Annotated in this window: 21 protein-coding genes and 1 tRNA gene; 6 read left to right on the top strand and 16 right to left on the bottom strand. The window is 42.1% G+C overall.

The window, feature by feature from the left end; translation table 11 throughout:
* Window positions 1–8: 8 nt before the first annotated feature.
* The 4 genes from CSV64_RS07575 to CSV64_RS07560 form a co-directional block, all read right to left on the bottom strand.
* Window positions 9–656 carry a YczE/YyaS/YitT family protein gene (locus CSV64_RS07575; RefSeq protein ID WP_099634637.1) on the bottom strand — a complete coding sequence of 216 codons (648 nt, stop codon included), beginning with the start codon at window positions 654–656 and terminating at the stop codon, window positions 9–11.
* A 76-nt stretch (window positions 657–732) separates the two neighbouring features.
* Window positions 733–1221: a Cys-tRNA(Pro) deacylase gene (ybaK, locus tag CSV64_RS07570; RefSeq protein WP_099634638.1), complete on the bottom strand. Its 489-nt coding sequence runs from the start codon at window positions 1219–1221 to the stop codon at window positions 733–735.
* A gap of 113 nt (window positions 1222–1334) precedes the next feature.
* Complete coding sequence (locus CSV64_RS07565) at window positions 1335–1904, bottom strand: hypothetical protein (protein ID WP_099634639.1); 570 nt, start codon at window positions 1902–1904, stop codon at window positions 1335–1337.
* Between the two features lie 526 nt (window positions 1905–2430).
* Window positions 2431–4362, bottom strand: coding sequence for a cation:proton antiporter (locus CSV64_RS07560; RefSeq protein WP_233190453.1), 1932 nt, complete (start codon window positions 4360–4362; stop codon window positions 2431–2433).
* Between the two features lie 112 nt (window positions 4363–4474).
* Between CSV64_RS07560 and CSV64_RS07555 the strand changes: the two genes are divergently transcribed.
* Window positions 4475–5512: a glycosyltransferase family protein gene (locus CSV64_RS07555; protein ID WP_099634640.1), complete on the top strand. Its 1038-nt coding sequence runs from the start codon at window positions 4475–4477 to the stop codon at window positions 5510–5512.
* A gap of 29 nt (window positions 5513–5541) precedes the next feature.
* On the top strand, window positions 5542–5730 hold the full coding sequence (locus CSV64_RS07550; RefSeq protein ID WP_085428085.1) for an SE1832 family protein: 189 nt from the start codon (window positions 5542–5544) through the stop codon (window positions 5728–5730).
* Window positions 5731–6275: 545 nt separating this feature from the next.
* On the opposite strand, the gene CSV64_RS07545 is transcribed toward CSV64_RS07550, so the two are convergent.
* Window positions 6276–6821: an RNA polymerase sigma factor gene (locus CSV64_RS07545; protein ID WP_099634641.1), complete on the bottom strand. Its 546-nt coding sequence runs from the start codon at window positions 6819–6821 to the stop codon at window positions 6276–6278.
* Between the two features lie 114 nt (window positions 6822–6935).
* Window positions 6936–8186 carry a hemolysin family protein gene (locus CSV64_RS07540; protein WP_099634642.1) on the bottom strand — a complete coding sequence of 417 codons (1251 nt, stop codon included), beginning with the start codon at window positions 8184–8186 and terminating at the stop codon, window positions 6936–6938.
* A gap of 244 nt (window positions 8187–8430) precedes the next feature.
* Between CSV64_RS07540 and CSV64_RS07535 the strand changes: the two genes are divergently transcribed.
* The gene (locus CSV64_RS07535) at window positions 8431–9813 is read left to right on the top strand and encodes a dipeptidase (protein ID WP_099634643.1); all 1383 of its coding nucleotides are present in this window, start codon (window positions 8431–8433) and stop codon (window positions 9811–9813) included.
* 639 nt (window positions 9814–10452) lie between these two features.
* On the opposite strand, the gene CSV64_RS07530 is transcribed toward CSV64_RS07535, so the two are convergent.
* The 6 genes from CSV64_RS07530 to CSV64_RS07505 all read right to left on the bottom strand — a co-directional run bounded on the left by CSV64_RS07530 (window position 10453) and on the right by CSV64_RS07505 (window position 14305).
* Window positions 10453–11049 carry a nitroreductase family protein gene (locus tag CSV64_RS07530; protein WP_099634644.1) on the bottom strand — a complete coding sequence of 199 codons (597 nt, stop codon included), beginning with the start codon at window positions 11047–11049 and terminating at the stop codon, window positions 10453–10455.
* A 104-nt stretch (window positions 11050–11153) separates the two neighbouring features.
* Window positions 11154–11639, bottom strand: coding sequence for an amidase domain-containing protein (locus tag CSV64_RS07525; protein WP_233190454.1), 486 nt, complete (start codon window positions 11637–11639; stop codon window positions 11154–11156).
* A gap of 45 nt (window positions 11640–11684) precedes the next feature.
* A complete protein-coding gene (locus CSV64_RS07520) occupies window positions 11685–12413 on the bottom strand; it encodes an amino acid ABC transporter ATP-binding protein (protein ID WP_099634646.1) in 729 nt (242 codons plus the stop codon).
* A 25-nt stretch (window positions 12414–12438) separates the two neighbouring features.
* Window positions 12439–13107 (bottom strand): amino acid ABC transporter permease, encoded by a 669-nt coding sequence (locus CSV64_RS07515; RefSeq protein ID WP_099634647.1) that lies wholly within the window; start codon window positions 13105–13107, stop codon window positions 12439–12441.
* A 1-nt stretch (window position 13108) separates the two neighbouring features.
* Entirely contained in the window at window positions 13109–13930 is an 822-nt protein-coding gene (locus CSV64_RS07510) for a transporter substrate-binding domain-containing protein (RefSeq protein WP_099634648.1), read from the bottom strand.
* 302 nt (window positions 13931–14232) lie between these two features.
* Window positions 14233–14305: transfer RNA gene (locus CSV64_RS07505), tRNA-Ala, on the bottom strand.
* A gap of 73 nt (window positions 14306–14378) precedes the next feature.
* On the opposite strand from CSV64_RS07505, the gene CSV64_RS07500 reads away from it, so the two are divergent.
* A complete protein-coding gene (locus CSV64_RS07500) occupies window positions 14379–15395 on the top strand; it encodes a DUF2804 domain-containing protein (protein ID WP_099634649.1) in 1017 nt (338 codons plus the stop codon).
* A gap of 102 nt (window positions 15396–15497) precedes the next feature.
* Window positions 15498–15953 (top strand): YusW family protein, encoded by a 456-nt coding sequence (locus CSV64_RS07495; protein ID WP_099634650.1) that lies wholly within the window; start codon window positions 15498–15500, stop codon window positions 15951–15953.
* A gap of 360 nt (window positions 15954–16313) precedes the next feature.
* On the opposite strand, the gene CSV64_RS07490 is transcribed toward CSV64_RS07495, so the two are convergent.
* From CSV64_RS07490 to CSV64_RS16640, 4 genes are all read right to left on the bottom strand, one after another.
* Window positions 16314–16844 carry an SF0329 family protein gene (locus tag CSV64_RS07490; protein ID WP_099634651.1) on the bottom strand — a complete coding sequence of 177 codons (531 nt, stop codon included), beginning with the start codon at window positions 16842–16844 and terminating at the stop codon, window positions 16314–16316.
* 171 nt (window positions 16845–17015) lie between these two features.
* Entirely contained in the window at window positions 17016–17456 is a 441-nt protein-coding gene (locus CSV64_RS07485) for a terpene synthase (RefSeq protein WP_099634652.1), read from the bottom strand.
* Between the two features lie 437 nt (window positions 17457–17893).
* Window positions 17894–18130, bottom strand: a complete 237-nt coding sequence (locus tag CSV64_RS07480; protein ID WP_099634653.1) for a hypothetical protein — start codon at window positions 18128–18130, stop codon at window positions 17894–17896.
* Window positions 18131–18284: 154 nt separating this feature from the next.
* The gene (locus tag CSV64_RS16640; RefSeq protein WP_158233035.1) at window positions 18285–18428 is read right to left on the bottom strand and encodes a hypothetical protein; all 144 of its coding nucleotides are present in this window, start codon (window positions 18426–18428) and stop codon (window positions 18285–18287) included.
* A gap of 204 nt (window positions 18429–18632) precedes the next feature.
* Between CSV64_RS16640 and CSV64_RS07475 the strand changes: the two genes are divergently transcribed.
* The gene (locus tag CSV64_RS07475) at window positions 18633–19136 is read left to right on the top strand and encodes a DUF2798 domain-containing protein (RefSeq protein ID WP_099634654.1); all 504 of its coding nucleotides are present in this window, start codon (window positions 18633–18635) and stop codon (window positions 19134–19136) included.
* The last annotated feature ends 501 nt before the right edge of the window (window positions 19137–19637 follow it).

Raw genomic sequence — 19637 nt, 5'->3', positions numbered from 1 at the left:
GAGTGGGCTTATGCTCCTTTATAGTGTAATAAAACTTTTTCATCCGTTTGATGCGTGATTTTCAGTAACATTCTCTTGCATTGCGGCAAAGCAATTTGAATAATTTGACCAGAGAATAGGACGACAACCAATGTACCGATCCCTACAGGTCCGCCCAGTAAGAAACCGATCAGTGTGGCTATGGCTTCTATCGTAGTTCGTACCAATCGAAGGCTCCAGCCGAACTTTTCAACAAATAACAACATCAAGCTATCACGAGGTCCAGCCCCAAGATTCGGCGATACGTATATTCCCACCCCATAAGATAGGACAAATACACCGATAATGAAACAAATAATCTGCAAAGTCAACGAAGTGACATCAGGTATAAGCCAGTTGAAAAAGTCGATAAATAATCCGATGACCAACATATTAAGCCATGTACCCCATCTTGGCCATTCCCTCAAAATAATCGACGTGACCGAAATGATAACAAAACCCGATATAATACTCCACGACCCTATCGTCAATCCGAAGTTTTGATATAAACCGAGATGGAGCACGTCCCAAGGAGCAATTCCAAGCCGCTGACCTTTGATCATCAACGAGATGCCAAGCGACATGATCATCATGCCACCGATGAAAAATATCCATCGCCAAGCTAATAAATTACGCATATACATTCTTCTTTCTTCTAATCGTCAGTGTCTTCATTGATCCATTGTAACAGAAATCGACAAAGTTGCTATGGACTTACTTTACGAGATCACTAAATTGTGCTTTTGCGACTTGCGCCAAATCTTGTGGCGCTAATTTCATTTGCAAACCGACTTTGCCTGCACTCACATAAACATAATCGAGCGTTTCAGCTTGTTGGTCAATGAATGTCGGCAACTCCCGTTTCATGCCAATTGGTGAACAACCGCCACGGACATAGCCCGTTTCTTTCGTCAATTCTTTCATTGGAAGCATTTCAACCTTTTTAAAGCCTGCCGTTTTGGCTGCCTTTTTCAAGTCTAGCTCGTCTGAAACAGGAATGATAAAAACGAGTAGGTCTGTTTTGCTCGCCATGGCAACGAGTGTTTTATAAACGGTAGAGACCGGTTCATTCGTTTTAATCGCAACCGAAACACCATCATTATGTCCGTCATCCGTTTGATAGCTACGGATTTCAAATGGAATCTCTTCGCTTTCGATCAGGCGAATTGCATTGGTTTTCGGTAACTTACTCTTCTTTGACATATGTGTGACTCCCTTTCTCTTCGTTTGGATAGAAAGCTAACCGATTAGATATCATCGAAAAAGCCCATTCACTGGGGTCCAGCAAAACGGGCTTCGTTTTCAACCGAATCAGATCAAACGCTGACATTCATTTGTGGCTGATCCATCTCGTATTGATTCATTCTAGCTTGATTTTGTATTGGATAGATGGAAAATGCATGGCTATATTGCTGTTGCATACGATTCGTTCTGTCATTCGCTGCGGTGCTGTCGACTGTACCCATTTGATCACGAATCGTTTTGGCGCGATTATGTAATGCTAATTGAAGTTCAGCTTGTGTTATTTTCGCTGATGCATTACTAGCTAGCTGATAATCCGCAGTCGTTGGCGGTGATTCAGAGTATGCCTCTTTGCGGACTTTACGCAAGAGATCGATCGTTTCATCTAAATTATTGCCGAGCGGAATTGAAATATTTTTTATCTGGCCTGCGCCAAGTTTTTGGAAATCTTGTTGCGTTTCATCAGACTTTTCAATCGGTTGTGTGTTTCCACGTAACAATGCGGCTAGATCGCCTTTGGTCTTTTGGACTTGTTCACGGAATTCCGTTTGGCGTTCATAGGCGTTTTCGGCATTCTTTCTACGGACCGCGTCATACCGCTGTAGTTGTTCGGCGGCGCTCGCAAACCCTATTACAGCATTCATGGTATCACCTCCGAATAGATATTTTCGACATATGTATCTAGTATGATTAGTTTACGCAGTAGCGCGCGAAGTGCCAATCCAACAAAAGATTGGATTCGCTCAAATTGTTGATTTCATTTTGTCCGATAGGTACGCATTTCATACCAGATGGATATGTAAGGCGGGTGGTATTTACTAGTTTTTGTTATGGGAATATGTGTAGTATAGATACCCTTTTTTCTATATGAACAAACAACGCTACTGGCTAGTTTCAGAGTGCACGGGATTGGAGCTCCAGCTGGTGACGCGTTCCGGAGGGCGTGGCTTGAGACTCCCGCAGTCGCCCCAGCTTCCTCTTCAACCCTACATTCATCATGGAAGTAATAGATCTGCCACTATAGACAGTGCATGAATAAGCAAAGCCCTTGAACTTGGTTAAGTTCAAGGGCTTGTCAAATTCACACAAAGAAACAATCACAATCTCAACTTCAATGAACACCGATAAATGTCACTTAACACGAGTACCTTACTTTATATTTCAAACCACTCAATCTTTCACAATCTTCGGTGGTGTTTCGCCTGGTATCGCTGGTTTTTCATTCGGTGTATCTTCTAAGAACTTCGTTTCGACGACTTCTTTTGGCACAGTCGCTTTGCCGTTCTTTTCTTCCAGTCGGTCAATTGTACGTTCGATTGTTTTATTCAACGTCGACAACGCTACGATTGTATCCCCTGTTTGTGCTTTTAGTTCTTTCTCTGCCGTGTAGAATTCCATTTCTCCATTTGCCCGTATGATGTACAACAAGATCGATTGGTCATCGCGTTCTCGTAAGTACTGCGTGTAGCTGTATTGTTTCGTCAGCAACGTCTTACGGAATACGTGCCCTTGGTTGATACGTTCGTCGAGTTCATGGATGGACAAGTTCGGCGTGAACAAGAATTGCCCTGTTGCCAGATTAAACTGTTGACCTGCACTTCGTTTATGTGTGGTCGTCTGGAAGAGTAAGTCCCGTCCTAGATCCGGTGTGAAATCGGCGCAGACATGCGAGTTATAAGAATCTGTCTTGGTCATCGCCAAAATATAACGATATGGCGTCAAGTCTAAATGATAGCCTGTATGCTCGGATAAAATATCCCCCATATACGTTGGCACACTGAGCTTACGTGCATTGGACAGACCGCCCCATGAGCCCTCCATAACTAAAACTTTATGACCGGCGTTACTAATATTCTTCGCAAGTTCTGCTACAAACCTTGTACTTCCGATCAGTACTACACCGGATTCTTCCGGCGTGGCCAAATTGAGTTTCTTTGCGAGCCAACCAATTGAAAAACCATGTACGACAACAGTCGCAAACACGAGTGCGAATGTCAAAGCGGTTAACAGCTCCGCATCTTTATAACCATTCTCAAGCAATATCGTCGCGAAATAGCCTGAGACGGTTAGCGCTACAATACCACGTGGCGCAATCCACCCGATGAGTGTTTTTTCACGATTCGTCAAATCCGTACCGATTGTTGATACCCATATCGACAGAGGTCTGACGACAAATAGCATCGCGAGTACATATAGAATAATTTTAGGATTCAAAATTTCAATCAAGATATGCGGGTCTAAAGACGCCGTCAACATGACGAAAATTCCTGAGATGAGCAATACCGAAATATTCTCCTTAAAATTGCGGATATCTTCTAATGTAGTCAAGTGCATATTAGCCATCGTCATCCCCATCGCTGTAACAGCCAATAACCCCGTCTCATGCATAATCTCATCAGATAATACGAAGACAAATAACACAAGGCCGAATAAAATCGGAGCTTTCAAATACTCCGGTACCCAACCTTTTTCAAATGCTGTACCTAGAATCCGGCTCGTTCCCCAACCTAGAAGTACGGAGAACAACGAAGCACCAACGAACAACAACATCGCTTTGGCTGTTACTTCACTATTGATGAACTTGATGACTTCAAATGCAAATACTGCTAGAAGGGCGCCGAATGGATCGACGACAATTCCTTCCCACTTCAATATGGCGGCTGCACGGGGTTTTAACCGTGCTTGTCTAAGAAGAGGTAAAATCACAGTAGGACCTGTGACGATAAATAGTCCTCCAATGATGAATGCCACTTCCCATGACAATCCTGCGATATAGTGAGCTGCAAGTGAACCTGCAATCCACGCGATAAACGCACCGAACGTTACGATTCTCGCAACGGGACGTCCAAATCCTTTAATTTCTTTAAAATCAAGGTTCAAACTGCCTTCAAATAATATAATAGCCACTGCGAATGTAATGATGGGTGAATATAAATCTCCCATGGATTGTTGCGGATTGATCAAACCAAAAATCGGTCCAACTAATAGCCCCGCAATTGCCATCACGACAATCGCCGGCATCCTCGTACGCCAAGCTATCCATTGCGATGCTACGCCAATTAACACGACCAACATCAAATCCATAATCAATGAATTGAACATTAGGTTGATCGCCTCCTTCCCTCTTCCAAGCCTTTCCGAATCGCTTTCTTCCCATTGTAATAAACTATTCCGGTTTTTCATAGGGTAAGAGGAACGAGCAGATTCAGAAAGGGTGGTTCCTATCGAAAAACAAGTCCAAAAAACAATCGTGATCTATCTTTCCATAACTGAAGGTAAGGGAAGTTATCCTTTACGCCGTGCACTAATACTGGCAAACACGCTAAAAAGTGAAGCACAAATCATTTTTTTATACGATCAAGAAACACTAGTTCCAAGCGAACAATTCCCATGCCATAAAGTAATCGGTCCTTCTTCATTCATTAAATTAATAGGCAAACTTCAGCCTGATCTTTTGATTCGCGACAGTGGTCCAAGCTATAAGGAAGAAATGACCAAAATTCATGAACTAGTGCCTAGTATTCTACATTTCGATGATTTTGGTGATGGCGGACAATTCGCAGACTGGGTGATTCAGACGCTGTATCCGGAAACTCAAGAACTGAATGACGACCACTATATCGTGGGGCCTCAGACGTTCATGGCAGACGCTTCACTAGAATCTTTTCGGCATGCCGGTTTAAAGAGAAAATCCCCGTCTTCTTCGCAACTTGTCATTTCATTCGGTGATGAAGATCCGGGCAATCTCACGTTTCGTGCGTTACGGCATTTAAAGCAATTGCAAATTCCTTTATCTGTTATGGTGCTACTAGGAAAGAATTATAAACATGATGTGAGTGAAATCCAAATGATGGCATTGAGCCGACCGAACACAAAAGTCGTCCAAGCCCCAGACAACCGTGCAGAGTTGTTCTCACAAGCCGATATGGTTCTGTGCGATGCGGGCTATACGCCTTATGAAATAGCTGTTATTGGTGTACCTTGTATTGTACTTGCCCAAAACGAGTTCGAATCAAACCTTGGTTTTCCAACCGAACGAAACGGCTTTACCCACCTCGGCCTTGGCCGTAAAGTGACCCAGTCGAACTTACTAAACGCGATCATGGAACCGTTACTGCATGACGCACGCAAGGAACGCGCGATCAAAAAGCAGTTGCAGATCGATGTCGGTACGAGTAACGAAAAGGTAATTGAGGCGATCCGTTACTTGCTAGAGTTTCCTAAACGCACCAGACAGAATATGTTACACTAAAGGAAAACATATGATAGGAGTTTTCCCTTATGACAAAGGATCAGTTGGAGCAAGAGATCGCGGAGCTGAAGATGGACTACATCAGCTTGCAGGGCGATATGGAGAAGTTGGAGTCGACGGGTCATGTGAAGATGATCGAGAACGCAGAGCTACGCCTTTCTAGAATGGAAGAGCGCCTCGCAGATTTGAATAAGCAGCTTGCTGAAGCGACGAATTAAACACGAACAACCTCTATCAGGTATTGCTGATGGAGGTTGTTTTTGGAGTTTAGAATTAGTAAGGCTGGCGGTTGTGTTGGGGTGGGGATTTGCGCTCTAGGCGGACGCTTTCCCATGGGCTCTCGGTGAGCCAACCAGGTCGCAAGCTCCCTTTTGGTTGTCTCTCCTTTCGAGCTGATCCATCGGGAGTCGCCGCCTGCCGCTCCAATCCCTTGCAATGCGAGAGGAAAATACTTTTTGAAGTCCAGTAAACATAGGATTGTAAGTAGTTCTAAAGTGGAACTATACTTGAATTTAAAATAAGTTCAAAACAACACGGAGTTATACACTATCGGCAATGAGTGAGTGAACTACCTCCAACCACTCTCTACCTAGGATTGAAGCGGAAGATGGCGACGACTCCCGCAGGCCCATGGGAAAGCGTCCGCCAGCTGGAGCTTCCATCCCCTCGTACTCACAAACTCACTACCCATGAAGGAAATGTTCCCGACCTTGAACTTCATCCCTTCTTCCTCCATTAAAAAAAGCCCACAGCAAGTGTGAGCTTAAGCCATTACATATTCATGGGCTGCTTCGTCTTGTACGAGCAACTCCTTCAAATACTTCTTCGCGCGGAACAAGCGAGACTTCACAGTACCGATCGATACGCTCATCAATCCTGCAATCTCCACTAACGAATATTGATTCACATAGAAATACTCAATCGTCTTGCGGTAAATACCGTCCAACTCGCCAATTTTTTGTTGCACAAGCTCGGAAATATCACTCTGCTCCATCAATTCGGCAGGAGTTTTCGCATTACTGGGAACCAAATCCAAGATCGGAACGTCTAATGTATCAGGTTGATTCATTACGTATTGACTGTGACGTACATTTTTTCTGTAACGATCGCGGAATGTGTTCATACAAATTGTCGTCAACCAAGCCTTCATGCGGTTAACTTCACTCATTTCACCGCGGTAGCGCACTACTTTTACCCATACGTCTTGCATGAGATCTTCTGCTTCTTCTTTATTGCGAGTCAATTTTAGACATAAGTGATATATATAGCGTCCATATTCTTCGTATAATGCGTTTAAGTCGTTTTTCATAATAAGTAGCCTCCGTTTTGTAACTGGTACCCTTATTATCACCGACAAACACATTCCGAACTATCGCTTTCTCTTTCAGTAACCTTACAATTGTGTAAGGTTACTTGACACATCCTACGCTTCTATGACTTCTTCTTTTGGTTCCAACTTCGTAATCTTTAGGCGCAAAATACGCGTCCTGTCCATTTCTTCAATCTCAAACAACAACGAGTTATAATTGAATTTTTCGCCTTCTTCTGGAATATGACCTACTTCCTGAAAAACAAATCCACCGATAGTATCGTGATCTGTTGGCAACTCTATGTCGAGTAGTTCAATAACGTCTTCGATCTCTAACCGTCCTTGACAGACTAAATGATTTTCTTCTTTTTCGAAAACCATTGACTCTTCTTCAACATCTGTTTCGTCTTCTATATCTTGCCCAATCATTTCTTCAATAATATCTTCCTGCGTCACGATTCCAAGTGTCCCACCGTATTCATCTAGCACAATCGCCATATGTTTCTTTTGCGTCAACATACGTTTAAATACAAGTTCTACACTTGCTGTCTGCACGACGAACAAAGGCTGGCGATCAATGACATCCGCAAATGACCGCTCAGGAAACATCGACCACTCGATTAACATTTTCGAATAAAAAATACCGACCACTTTGTCGATACTCTCTTCGTATACCGGATAGCGAGTGTAGAAATACTGCAATACGACGTCACGTACATCTTCGTACGTCGAATCCATCGATAGTGAAATAATATCTGTACGGTGTGTTTCCATTACATCGCTAACATCTTTATCGCGGAAATCTAGCATACCCTTTAGACGGATTGATTCATCTTGACCGAATGTACCTTCTGTCGACGCAATGTCTACCATGGAACGCACATCTTCTTTTGTTAAAGTGGCTTCCGTCACCGTTCCTTTAGAAATTAAGCGAACGAAGAAATTGGTAAACAACGATAAAACCAACGTCAATGGAATCAATAACTTCACGAGCACCGAAATAGGTGGCGCTACAATATACGCAATTCGATCCGCAAATGTTGCAGCAATCGTTTTCGGCAATACTTCACCGAATATAATCAAAATAACCGTTAAGATCCCGGTCAGTAATCCAATACTCAATCCTTTATCGATTGCAATCATCGTCACAATCGTCGGCATTAGAATATTTACAACATTATTTCCAATTAGGATAGCCGTAATCATACGGTCCGGCTTGGAAATTAACTTTCTCAATTTTATCGATTTAATGTCTCCCTGATCTGCTCGCAATTGAACTTTCATTCGATTGATAGCGGTCAGAGCTGTTTCACTTCCCGATAAAAAGAAGGACAAAATCAAACATAGTCCCAGTGCAATAAACAATTGCGTCTCCTCCAACGTTTCTCCATTTATTTGTCATCATTCATCGTATATTATTGCCATGAATCCAACATTTCTTATTGCGTAAGTATATCATACATATAAACTGAATCGTTAATGCAACATACAGATAGGACGTATACTTTTATCATTCGGTTCCCTTATCCGTAAGCGTTTAAACCTTATACCATCACGAATTTCTGCTATACTGTGAAATAGAAAATATCCAAAGAAAAGAGGGCTTACTATGACTTCATTGCAATCATTGGACCAATATTTCACAAACAACCGTGACCGCCACTTGGAAGAGTTAACGAGCTTCCTGGCAATTCCAAGCATCAGCGCACTTTCCGAACATCAATCGGATATGCAAAAAGCAGCGGATTGGTTGTCGAATGAATTCGAAAATATCGGCTTGGAGAACGTGTCGATTGAAAAAACGGCTGGACAACCCGTTGTGTATGCAGACTGGTTGCATGCTGAGGGGCAGCCGACCATCCTGATCTACGGCCACTACGACGTGCAACCTGTTGATCCGCTTCACTTATGGGAAACACCTCCATTTGAAGCAACAATCCGTGATAATAAATTATATGCACGCGGAGCAAGCGATGATAAAGGGCAAGTGTTTATGCATAGTAAAGCGATCGAGGCATTAATGAATGTTGAAGGCAAACTTCCTGTTAACGTCAAGCTTATTATTGAAGGCGAAGAAGAGATCGGTAGCCCGAGTTTGGAGGAATATATCCAAAATAATCAAGACAAACTAGCGGCAGATTTCATCGTCATTTCTGATACAGGCATGTACGGACCTGGACAACCCGCAATTTGCTACGGTCTGCGCGGATTAGCCGGCGTACAAATCGATGTGAAAGGCCCTAAAGGCGACTTGCACTCCGGACTATACGGTGGTGGCGTTCAAAACCCAATCCACGCACTCGTCGAAATACTAGCTTCATTCCGTGATGCTGAAGGAACGATTGCGATCGATGGATTCTATGATCAAGTTCGCGACCTAACTGAAGAAGAACGCGCAGGTTGGGCAGCTCTCGACTTCGATAAAGAAGCAGTAAAAAAAGAAGTCGGTGTCAAAGAATTAACTGGCGAGCCAGGCTACACGTACACGGAACGCACATGGGCACGTCCTACACTTGAGATCAACGGAGTATTCGGTGGTTTTTCAGGAGAAGGTATTAAAACCGTCCTCCCTTCCGAAGCAGGAGCAAAAATCACATGTCGTCTAGTCCCAGATCAAGAGCCGGATGAAATCGTAGAAAAACTACGCGCGCACATTGCGAAACACGAACCAGTTGGCTGTGAAGTCACGGTAACTGAATTTGATAAAGGTAAACCTTACCTAACTCCATACGACCACGAAGTCATCCAAGCGGCTGGCAGAGCGTATGAGCAAGTATATGGCGTACCTACCGTCTATACACGCGGTGGTGGCTCGATCCCGATCGTTGCAGCGTTCGATGAAATCCTTAACATCCCCGTCGTATTGATGGGCTTTGGACTGGATACAGAAAACTTCCACGCTCCGAATGAACATTTCCACTTGGAAAATTTCGATAAAGGACTACGTGTCATCGGTAGTTATTATGGAGAGATTGAAAAGCTTGGGTTGTGATTGATTAATTGTGATTGATGAGCGGCTACGTTGATGGATTGAGCGTTCGCGGGGTTGTATTGAGCGCTCGAACGTGGCGGTTGAGCGTTTACGTTGATGGATTGAGCGCTCGCCGTGCTAGATAGAGCGTTCGACCGGATGGAGTGAGCGCGTGCCGTGCTAGATAGAGCGTTCGACCGGATGGAGTGAGCGCGTGCGGTGCTAGATAGAGCGTTTGACCGGATGGATTGAGCGCTTGCCGTGCTAGGTAGAGCGTTCGACCGGATGGAGTAAGCGCGTGCGTGCCGGATAGTGCGTTTGACCGGATGGATTGAGCGCTCGCCGTGCTAGATAGAGCGTTCGACCGGATGGATTGAGCGCTTGCCGTGCTAGATAGAGCGTTCGACCGGATGGAGTGAGCGCGTGCGGTGCTAGATAGAGCGTTTGACCGGATGGATTGAGCGCTTGCCGTGCTAGATAGAGCGTTCGACCGGATGGAGTAAGCGCGTGCGTGCCGGATAGTGCGTTTGCGGGGTCTTGATAGAGCCCCCTTCTTCTTCTTCATCCATTCAAAAAAAACAGGCTGCCCTACAAAGGGGTGGCCTGTTTTTCATTTCATTTCACTAGTATATCTACTTGAAGAGCAGTAATTTCCCGCTCTCAAGATTCCTCTTCTTCGTCGTCACTACTGCCAAAGTACGTAATGATTTCCTCTACTGGCTTACGCGGTGGGGCTTTTGGTGATGTATCGAAATAGCCGAACTGCAACATGCTGATGATGCGCTCGCCTGACTCTATACCTAGACGCTCGCGGAATTTCGGGTTGTCGATGAATGGAGGAGTCTTCCAACATGTACCGATTCCTTTATCCCAAGCAAGCAATTGGATATTCTGAATCAGTATGCTCGCTGCTGCATAATCCTCCAGCCGCTCTTTTTGGCGTACATCTTCAGGTACGATGACGAATACAGCTGCACTGGCAGTCGAGAACTTCTTCATTTGTTTTTCGAGATCCTCGTCAGAAAGCTGTTTCCAATTTGCTACACCGAACTCCTTCAAGACGTCCAAAAGCTCTTCATACTGTTCACCTGTTGCTACGATCAATCGCCAAGGGTTACGGTTTCCGTGGTTTGGGGCCCAAACAGCGTCTTCTATAATTTCTGGGATGATCTCTGGTTCGATCGGTTGTCCGTTAAAATTCTTAATAGAGCGCCGTGTAACAATGGCCTCTCTTACCGATAATGCTTGTTCATTCACACTCAACCTTCTCCTTTGCACTAAGTATCTGTTTTTCATTATACCCTAACTTAGTAGTCTGTTGCTAGAGGCTATGAGAAACACTTTGATGCAGAACTGGATAATTATGAGAAGTGATCATTAATTTTGAAGAAGATATACTTCGCATTTGGCGAATAAGCATAGGAGTCTTTATAATCCCACGTGCGATGATACGCGTTATACGTATGGGCATTGACGAGTGGATTTTCCCCGTCCATGGCAGTTACGATCGTCGTATGGTCAAAACGGCCGTCTCCATGGAAGTCATACGTAATAATATCGCCAATCTGTAATTCTTGGGGAGTTTTTACTTGAGTTGCAGTCAGCCCTTTTGTAGAAGTTGCCAAGTACCAGCGCAGCGAGTGAGCGACGGTAAAGCTGAAGCTCCACGTACCTTTACGCATCCACCAACCCTTTTCTCGGTTTGGTTGTCCGTGCATCGGTGCTCCACCTGCTAACAGACATTGTGAAATGAAATTCGTGCAGTCATCTTCAAAACTTGGGAAGGCAGGGTTTCTGCTGTTCCACCAATTATCTGCATAGTCTACTGCCGCTTGTCGATTGTACAAAAAAATCCCTCCTTGCCATATCATATGACAACGAGGGACGTTCAATTAATGATGTAATACTTTTGATAAAAAATTTTGGGCACGTTCAGAATCGGGATTGGTGAAGAACTTGGCAGGTGTTGCTTGTTCCACGACTTTGCCATCAGCCATAAAGATGATCTCGTCACAAATTTCTTTGGCGAAGCCCATTTCATGCGTCACGACGACCATCGTCATACCACTTTCAGCAAGTTTACGGATTGCATCGAGAACTTCCGTAACCATCTCAGGATCGAGTGCGGATGTCGGCTCATCGAAAAGCATGACTTGTGGATCCATAGCGAGCGCACGCGCTATGGCGACACGTTGTTGCTGCCCGCCAGATAATCGGTTTGGATACGCGTCGAATTTATCGCCAAGACCGAGTGAAGTCAGCAACTCCTTCCCTCGCTCCTCCGCCGCACTTTTGCTTAGTCCTTTTACATTGATCGGCGCAAGTGTAACGTTTTGCAACGCCGTCAGGAAAGGATAGAGATTAAAGCTTTGGAAAACGAATCCGATTTCAGAACGCGCTTTATTAATATTCACTTTTTTATCGTGGATGGAAACGCCGTCTACTACTATTTCTCCGTCATCGATCGGCTCGAGCGCATTGATCGTGCGAATTAGTGTAGACTTTCCTGCTCCACTTGGGCCTATAATGGCCACTACGTTTGATTTAGGTACTTCAAGCGAGACATCCGTCAGCACTTGGTTCATACCGAATGTTTTATTCACATGTTTTATGGAAATCATATCTGGCACTCCTTCACATCAAGCTTCATGAATTTTCTCTCGCTAATAACTTTTGTTCGATCGCACGAATGATCATGGATAACGTGAACGTCATGGCAAAGTAAACGAAACCTATGAAAGTCCATACTTCAATGGAACGCATACTAGTGGCAACGAGGTTCTTCGCATTCAACGTCAATTCCGTTGCACCGATAACCGAGATCAAAGATGAATCTTTAATTAGCATGATGAATTGTGAAGCAAGTGGCGGTAGAACTCGTCGGAATGCTTGTGGCAAGACGATCAAGCGCATTGCCTGCCAGTAGGTCATACCTGACGAACGGGCCGCTTCCATCTGCCCTCTTGGCACACCTTGTATTCCTGAACGAACGATTTCTGCAATGAATGCTGCGGTAAAGACAGCTAGACCAATAATCGATGCCCAATAGGAACCGAGTTTCAAAAATTGACCAAGTACAAAGAAAATCCAAATCAATAGTACTAACAACGGTACACCGCGCATGACTTCTACATAGGCTGAGGAAAGAATACGGATAAATCCATTGCGGGAAATCCGGCCCATTCCGATGATAATACCGAGCGGAATAGCCAGCAATAATGCGATTGCTGAAATTTCGAGTGTTTTCAGCGCCCCTTGAATAAAGATATCCATATTTTGCGATATTACACTGAAGTCATATTCATAGCCACCCATATTATTCGCCCGAAACCTTATCTAGCCAGTCGCTTTCCTCAAACCAGCGACTTCTTGATTCCAATTCTTCCGGGCTATCCACATAGCTATGCAAGAACGAGTTCAACCATTGAATCGTTTCAAAATCATTTTTCTTCACTGCAATCCCTAGGTTTTCTGCGGACAACAAACCTTCGAGCTGGTGAACTTCCCCTTCATGCTCTAAGCGCCATACCGCAATAGCAGGTTCATCATAAACGACTGCATCCGCTTGACCTGAACCCATTGTTGTAGCTGCCAACGGGAAATCTTCATAATCTACAACTTCCGCATTTTTGAACTGTGACTTCGCAAGCAACGCGCCCGTAGTTCCGATACCTACAGCAATTTTATTGCCCTTGACGTCAAGTTCTTCCCATGACTTGATCCCTTTGCTCGCAGCCGGTACCATGATTGCCTGACCTGTTTTATAGTAAGGATTGGACATGCTAATGGACAGTGCACGGTCTCCACGGATCGTCATACCTGCGATGACCATATCCACTTCACCTATTTGCAAAGCTGGTCCTAATCCATCAAATGCAAATTGCTTAAATTCTACTTCCGTATCTAACGCTTCACCTACCGCGTTGGCTAGGTCGATATCGTAGCCGACAAACCCGCCTTCAATACTTTTCATTTCAAAAGGGAAATAACCTGGTGCAATTCCAACTACTAATTTTTTGTTGTCTTTAATATTCTTCAACGTGGATTTCTCTGTTGACCCTGCTCCTCCGTCGTTACTACTACATCCCGCAACGACCAATACTAGGATTAGTAATAGTGCTGTAAACATCTTCTTCATACATTTCCCCTTCTCTCTCTTCACTAGTATAAATATTCTAAATTAATACAATTATAAGATACTGACTAACAACTGTCTACAAGTATATGTATACGTTTGCTTGCATACTACATATATTGGACAAGATCTTATAATGGTTACTTCCTATATCATTTAATATACGTTATAATGAATAATTATACAATAGTAAATAGTTTCATTCTGCATGGTAAAGGGGAATATAGTAAGAAATAGTATCCTTTCCAATAAGAAAAGCGACAGTTCTTAGAGATTTCTCTCAAGAACTGCCGCTACTATCTTTATGGAGCATAGGGGGCTCGAACCCCTGACCTTTGCACTGCCAGCGCAACGCTCTCCCAGCTGAGCTAATGCCCCTCATATCTGATACAATATAGAGTATATCAACTGTTCGTTTAAAAGACAATAGGCAAGAAAGGTGGTTAACGTCATGCAACATGAAGAAAAGGAGTTGTCTGAAATTGTATCTCTGTGTGACTCCAAGGGGCTTCTGAATCCTGAATCAATAGGATACGCACGCAGCCCTTTAGTGAGAAGCAATCTAAGAGGACAGTTTATGAAAAAGAAGCGTTGGAATAATTGGTGCATTTACGGGGAAGACGTTTTATTGACTGCCTCGATTGTACACTTGGATCATAAAGTTATTTGTCTAGTTTACATACTCAACTATGAAACACAGCGATTCTATGAAAAACATGTAACCCTACCTTTTGGAAGACGTATAAAAATGCCTGAAGAGGCACTCGAAAGTATTAAGTTTGTGCATGACGATATTACGATTCAACTCGTCCACATGCAAGGTGAAACGCATTTATCCGTTATCATTCCTGATTTCGATAATGAAGTCTTGCATGCGGATTTGCATATTATTCATCCCGAGAAAGATGAATCTTTGAATGTGGTCATCCCGAAAAGTCGAGACTCATTCCATTTCACCTCCAAACACTCTATTATGCCAACTGGCGGATATGTACGAGTTGGTGATCGACGCTATGATTTCAATCCGTATTATAGTTTCGCGGTCCACGATTATGGTCGTGGTGTGTGGCATGCCCGAACGAATTGGGACTGGGCAATGGCCTCTCAACGTACAAGCGGTAAACGCGTCGGTTTAAATTTTGGTGGTAGTTGGACAGATGGTACAGGGCTAACGGAAAATGCTGTCTTTGTGGAAGGCACGATGCATAAATTTCATGAGGATGTAGTATTTAAAAGCAATAAAGCAGACCCGAAAAGTGCTTGGAAGATCCAAACGAAGTTTTCAGATGATATCCAATTGACGTTTAAACCATTCTTCCAATGCCCAACGCTTGATCACTATCTCGTCAGGAAAATGTCAATTACCCAACATGTCGGCTATTATCACGGAAGAGTTCGACTACCAAGCGGACAAGTCTTACCGATTCGACAGATGCTCGGTTCGATCTTAGAGCGCAAGTATCACTAATTACCCTTCTCTCCTACCTACAAAGAGATCCGCTTTTTTGTTTAAGTTTACTGTTTTAAGGTGATAATACAAGTAGTATACACTTTAGAAAGGGTGGCGCTTATGTCAGTAATGCGAATATTATCTATTGCAGGAGTTTCATCTATTTTACTTCTCGGAGGTTGCGGGTCAAAAGACAAGGCACCGGACAATGATGCTGCGGTTAGCATTGAAGACGAGGGTGAAGGCAGTACAATGAACACGGGTGACGGGTACGGTTTCACGGATTTCGATTTAACGATCAAGAAAGACGGCAAGAAAATTGAAACGGATTATGAGGATGTAAAGCCTGGTGACGCAGAGTATGTCAACGAGTTCCAGGAAGTGGATCTCGAAGGTAATGAAGCGATTGACGATATGCATAAGATGTTTATGGAGATTTTGATTGATAGTGGAACGACTAAAGATGAAGCGATTGATCGCATTTTACAGTGGTACGGTCTTGATGGGTATGACGAGTTTAAGTTGGATGTAGAGTTTGCAGATGACAAAACTCTTCATATTGATGAGAAGAAGTAATAGCTGTTACAAAATGCAGAATAAAGCGGACCGTTAATTCGTATATGAATTAGCGGTTTTTTGCATGTCTTTTTAATAATGGCTTAGTGTAAATAAAGTAAGTTGTACTAACCGAGTTAATTTGTAAGTCCTACGATCCCACTACTAATTGACAGTTGGGATTCGAACCCGTTGATCTACGTTGCAGCCGGACGCGTTCCGGAGGGCGGGCGGTGAACCACACTCCTCGCTTCGCTCGCTAGGTGTTTCACCTGTCCCACTGATCCTCCCGGAGTCGCCGGCTTCCACTCCGATCAACTAAGCGACTACGAATAAACCATGTTCCACAATCGCGCCCGATTCCAGAATAACCAAGACTTCTTAATCGAAACTTACCCCTTCGGCATCACACCTCAATTTGAAAAAGTATTTAATACTTTCATGCTCACTTTCAATAGAGCTATTGAGTTTCTGTAATGTCCTTTTTCCTACTCGTCTGTCAATTAAAGTAAGGATCTTTGTAACAACATCATGTGACCTTAAAGATGCTTCTATTGGAGAGTTCAAGAACTCTTCTAATGCATCAAAAAAATCATATTGCGCTAGGATTCCTTCTGCTTTAATTACTTCATGAGCTTGCAATCCAACACCCAAATTTAACTTTTGGTCATCGATATCATATTCAATATTTTGTTTTTCCCTAATATCACAGTCTTTTCTATACATTGTTCTTTCGGCAGTAATTGTACACATACTTAATATTTCTTTTTTATCAACTGTAATAACAGCCCTTCCCAACTGGTCATGGGCTTTGCGATAATTAATAATATGAAAGTCAATCCGACCTTTTAATGAATCACAGGTGAAACTTTTTAATTGTTTTTTTACTTTACTCCATTTCGGACTATACATTTTTTTACCCCTATATCTTATAAATTTTACTTCGGCTTGTTTAACAATCTATAGCCCTATTGTTGAACGGGTGCAAATCCTTATTCCAGAATTGCACCCGTTTGCATTGGTGTCGGTGACCAAAGGACTTGATAGTTTCAGTTGGAATTTGTTAATCGTGTCTTCCATGGATTAGTCTTGAGATAAATGCAACCAACTTTCAGTATTGATTTCTCGGATTCTGTATGAAGATCCCACGACCTCCAACATCCTTTGATAAGTTTCAGTATTGCAAATGTCGTCTGCATACTCGTATAATTTTACATCTACATATTCTTGTATAATGTAATTTGTAAAAGAACTATTGTTAACTAATAACCCGAAAAACTCTCTTAACATAACGGAATCATCTCTTTTTAAAGGCTCATCACTTAAAAAGTAAATTCTAAACACATTAACTATTTCATTTAAGTCTTCTTCGTCTAAGAAACAAAGAGGATCTAGCTTTTTGTCTTCCTCTGTATAAGGTTTCCGAGTATCTTCGATGATGACATAAGCTAATGCTACATTATCTTTAAAAAAGCGAAAAATCTCTAAATCCCTTAACATTAATTTTCTAACAACTGAAATCATTTTCCACCTATCCTAATATAATTTTAGACCCTATATGCGAAATAAATAGCAAATTCATATTCAGCAAAATGGCCCTTTAAGGGCTTAATCCTTATTCAAGTATTGCACCCGATTGTTTATATCTATCAGTTTTTCATTTCTCAATATTTTATTTTGCATCCCTATTCTCTTTTCCACTTAATAAATATAAAAGTGCTAGAAAACCCACCAATAAAAGCACATTTACGGCAAATGGATACCCCTTCGAGTAATTTGTAATTATAAAATAGATTTCCAGCGGAATAAATAATAAACAACAGATAATGTATACTTTATTCTTCATCTACTACTAGCAACCCCAAACTTTATGCGTTGTACCTTTATTATAATATGGCCCATTTAACGGCATAACCTTTATTCCAGAATTGCCCCCGTTTGTGACGAAGTTATTAGCTTTATTAATCACTAAAGTTCTCAAATAGATTCTTTAATTCGCTTTCGTCATACAAAACGTCACCATCACTTATAAACTTTTCAATCTCCATTGAACCATCGTCCATAAATTCAACTTCCCAACGCTGACCTGGAACGGCAACCTCCACCATAATTGCCTCACTTCTGACCTTACTCAGTCTATAAAATATTTTTCTTTCCTCTAACTCATTGAGGAAATCATTTAGTTTTTGGGTCTCCATTAAAATCACTCCTTAGAAGCTATTTTCATCAGTTAAATGGCCCATTTGCGGAATAACTCTCAGACAAACGGGTCGATTTATCTGAGAGTTATTCCATACGTCCAATATACACGACTTCTTGACATAAGGTCTGACCTTGTTTTTTATATTTTGTTCAGTTGTTAAGAATACTACTTTCCTTTTTTCTGAAATCCATAATAACAATAGTTGCTTGTAGCTGGAGATTCGGATCATCGCTTGCCATTTCATCAATAATCAACTCTTCACCTTCATGGAAGAATTCAACTCCATTACTCAATAAGAAAAAACTGCGAATACTTACATACCCCGCCAGAAATAATGCAACTGTCTATTTCAATACATTATGTACAACTCTATTTTTTACGTCAAAATAACAGTTTAATTTAACATTGTCTAAAAAGGTTCACAAAAACGTCACTTACGTAAAAAAATCTAGGCATATATCATTATATTTAATCTCTATGCGAAAGGATGTTTTTATTTGCCTAGTAATAAAAAAGAAGGCATTATTTTCGGACTATTCATGTGTTTTGGAATGGTTCTGATTATGTCAGTTTACAACACAGCTTTACACGGATTTTCATCGTATACAGTAGGGAGTGCAGCGATTCAATTTGTCATAACATTTGTTGTCGCTTTTATCGCGGAGTCATTCGTTGAACCGAAAGCAAAAAAAATGGCATTATCACTACCATATGATAAATCGAAAAAAACCAACTTTATTGTGGCACTTGCTTTATGTATGGTCCCTATGATGGTTCTTATTATGTCAGTATATGGACTTATTTTAACGGCGTTCATGACAGGAATAGAAGGTTCAATTTTCACGGCATACCTTAAAACAGTTGGTTTAAACATTATTGTGGCGATACCATCGCAGTTACTAATTGTTGGACCAATCTCACGTAGGCTATTAGTTAAATACATTAAACCATCGACAGAAAGGCCAAAATCAAAGCTGGTTCCAACACGTTTCAAGGGGTAAATCCCGAGGAACAATCAAAACGACCCTTACGGTCCTCTGGACGCCATATACAGCATTGAGTTGAATAAATATACCATTTTACCTAAACGATAAGCAGGTGAAAACAAATCACTCGTTTTTTTTGAATTTACCCATAAAATCAGCCAATGCTAAATGTAAAATATTCGATTTATTGAGACGTTCTGCTTCGCAAAACACCTTTAGTAGACATAACACCCGTTCACGGAAGTAGTTAATTCCATTACTTAATAAGAAAAGCTGCCATGAAAGGCAGCCGATTGTGGCATACTAATAGCCTTTATCAACGATATAAAATAGCTACATAGACACTTCCAAAACTAGCAGTATATTTAATATCAATCACTTCAATTTCAGGATAAGATTCAAGAAAGTTGTTTACTTTTTGATTAAATCCAATGCTTTACATAGCAGTAAAGGAGATGAACTTCAAAAAAAACCACCTACCCTTTTCATTTCATTATTCCACTAAGTGGCCCGATT

The organism is Sporosarcina sp. P32b, assembly GCF_002743335.1.
Taxonomy (GTDB): Bacteria; Bacillota; Bacilli; order Bacillales_A; family Planococcaceae; genus Sporosarcina.
This window is presented reverse-complemented; position numbering and strand designations above follow the sequence as displayed.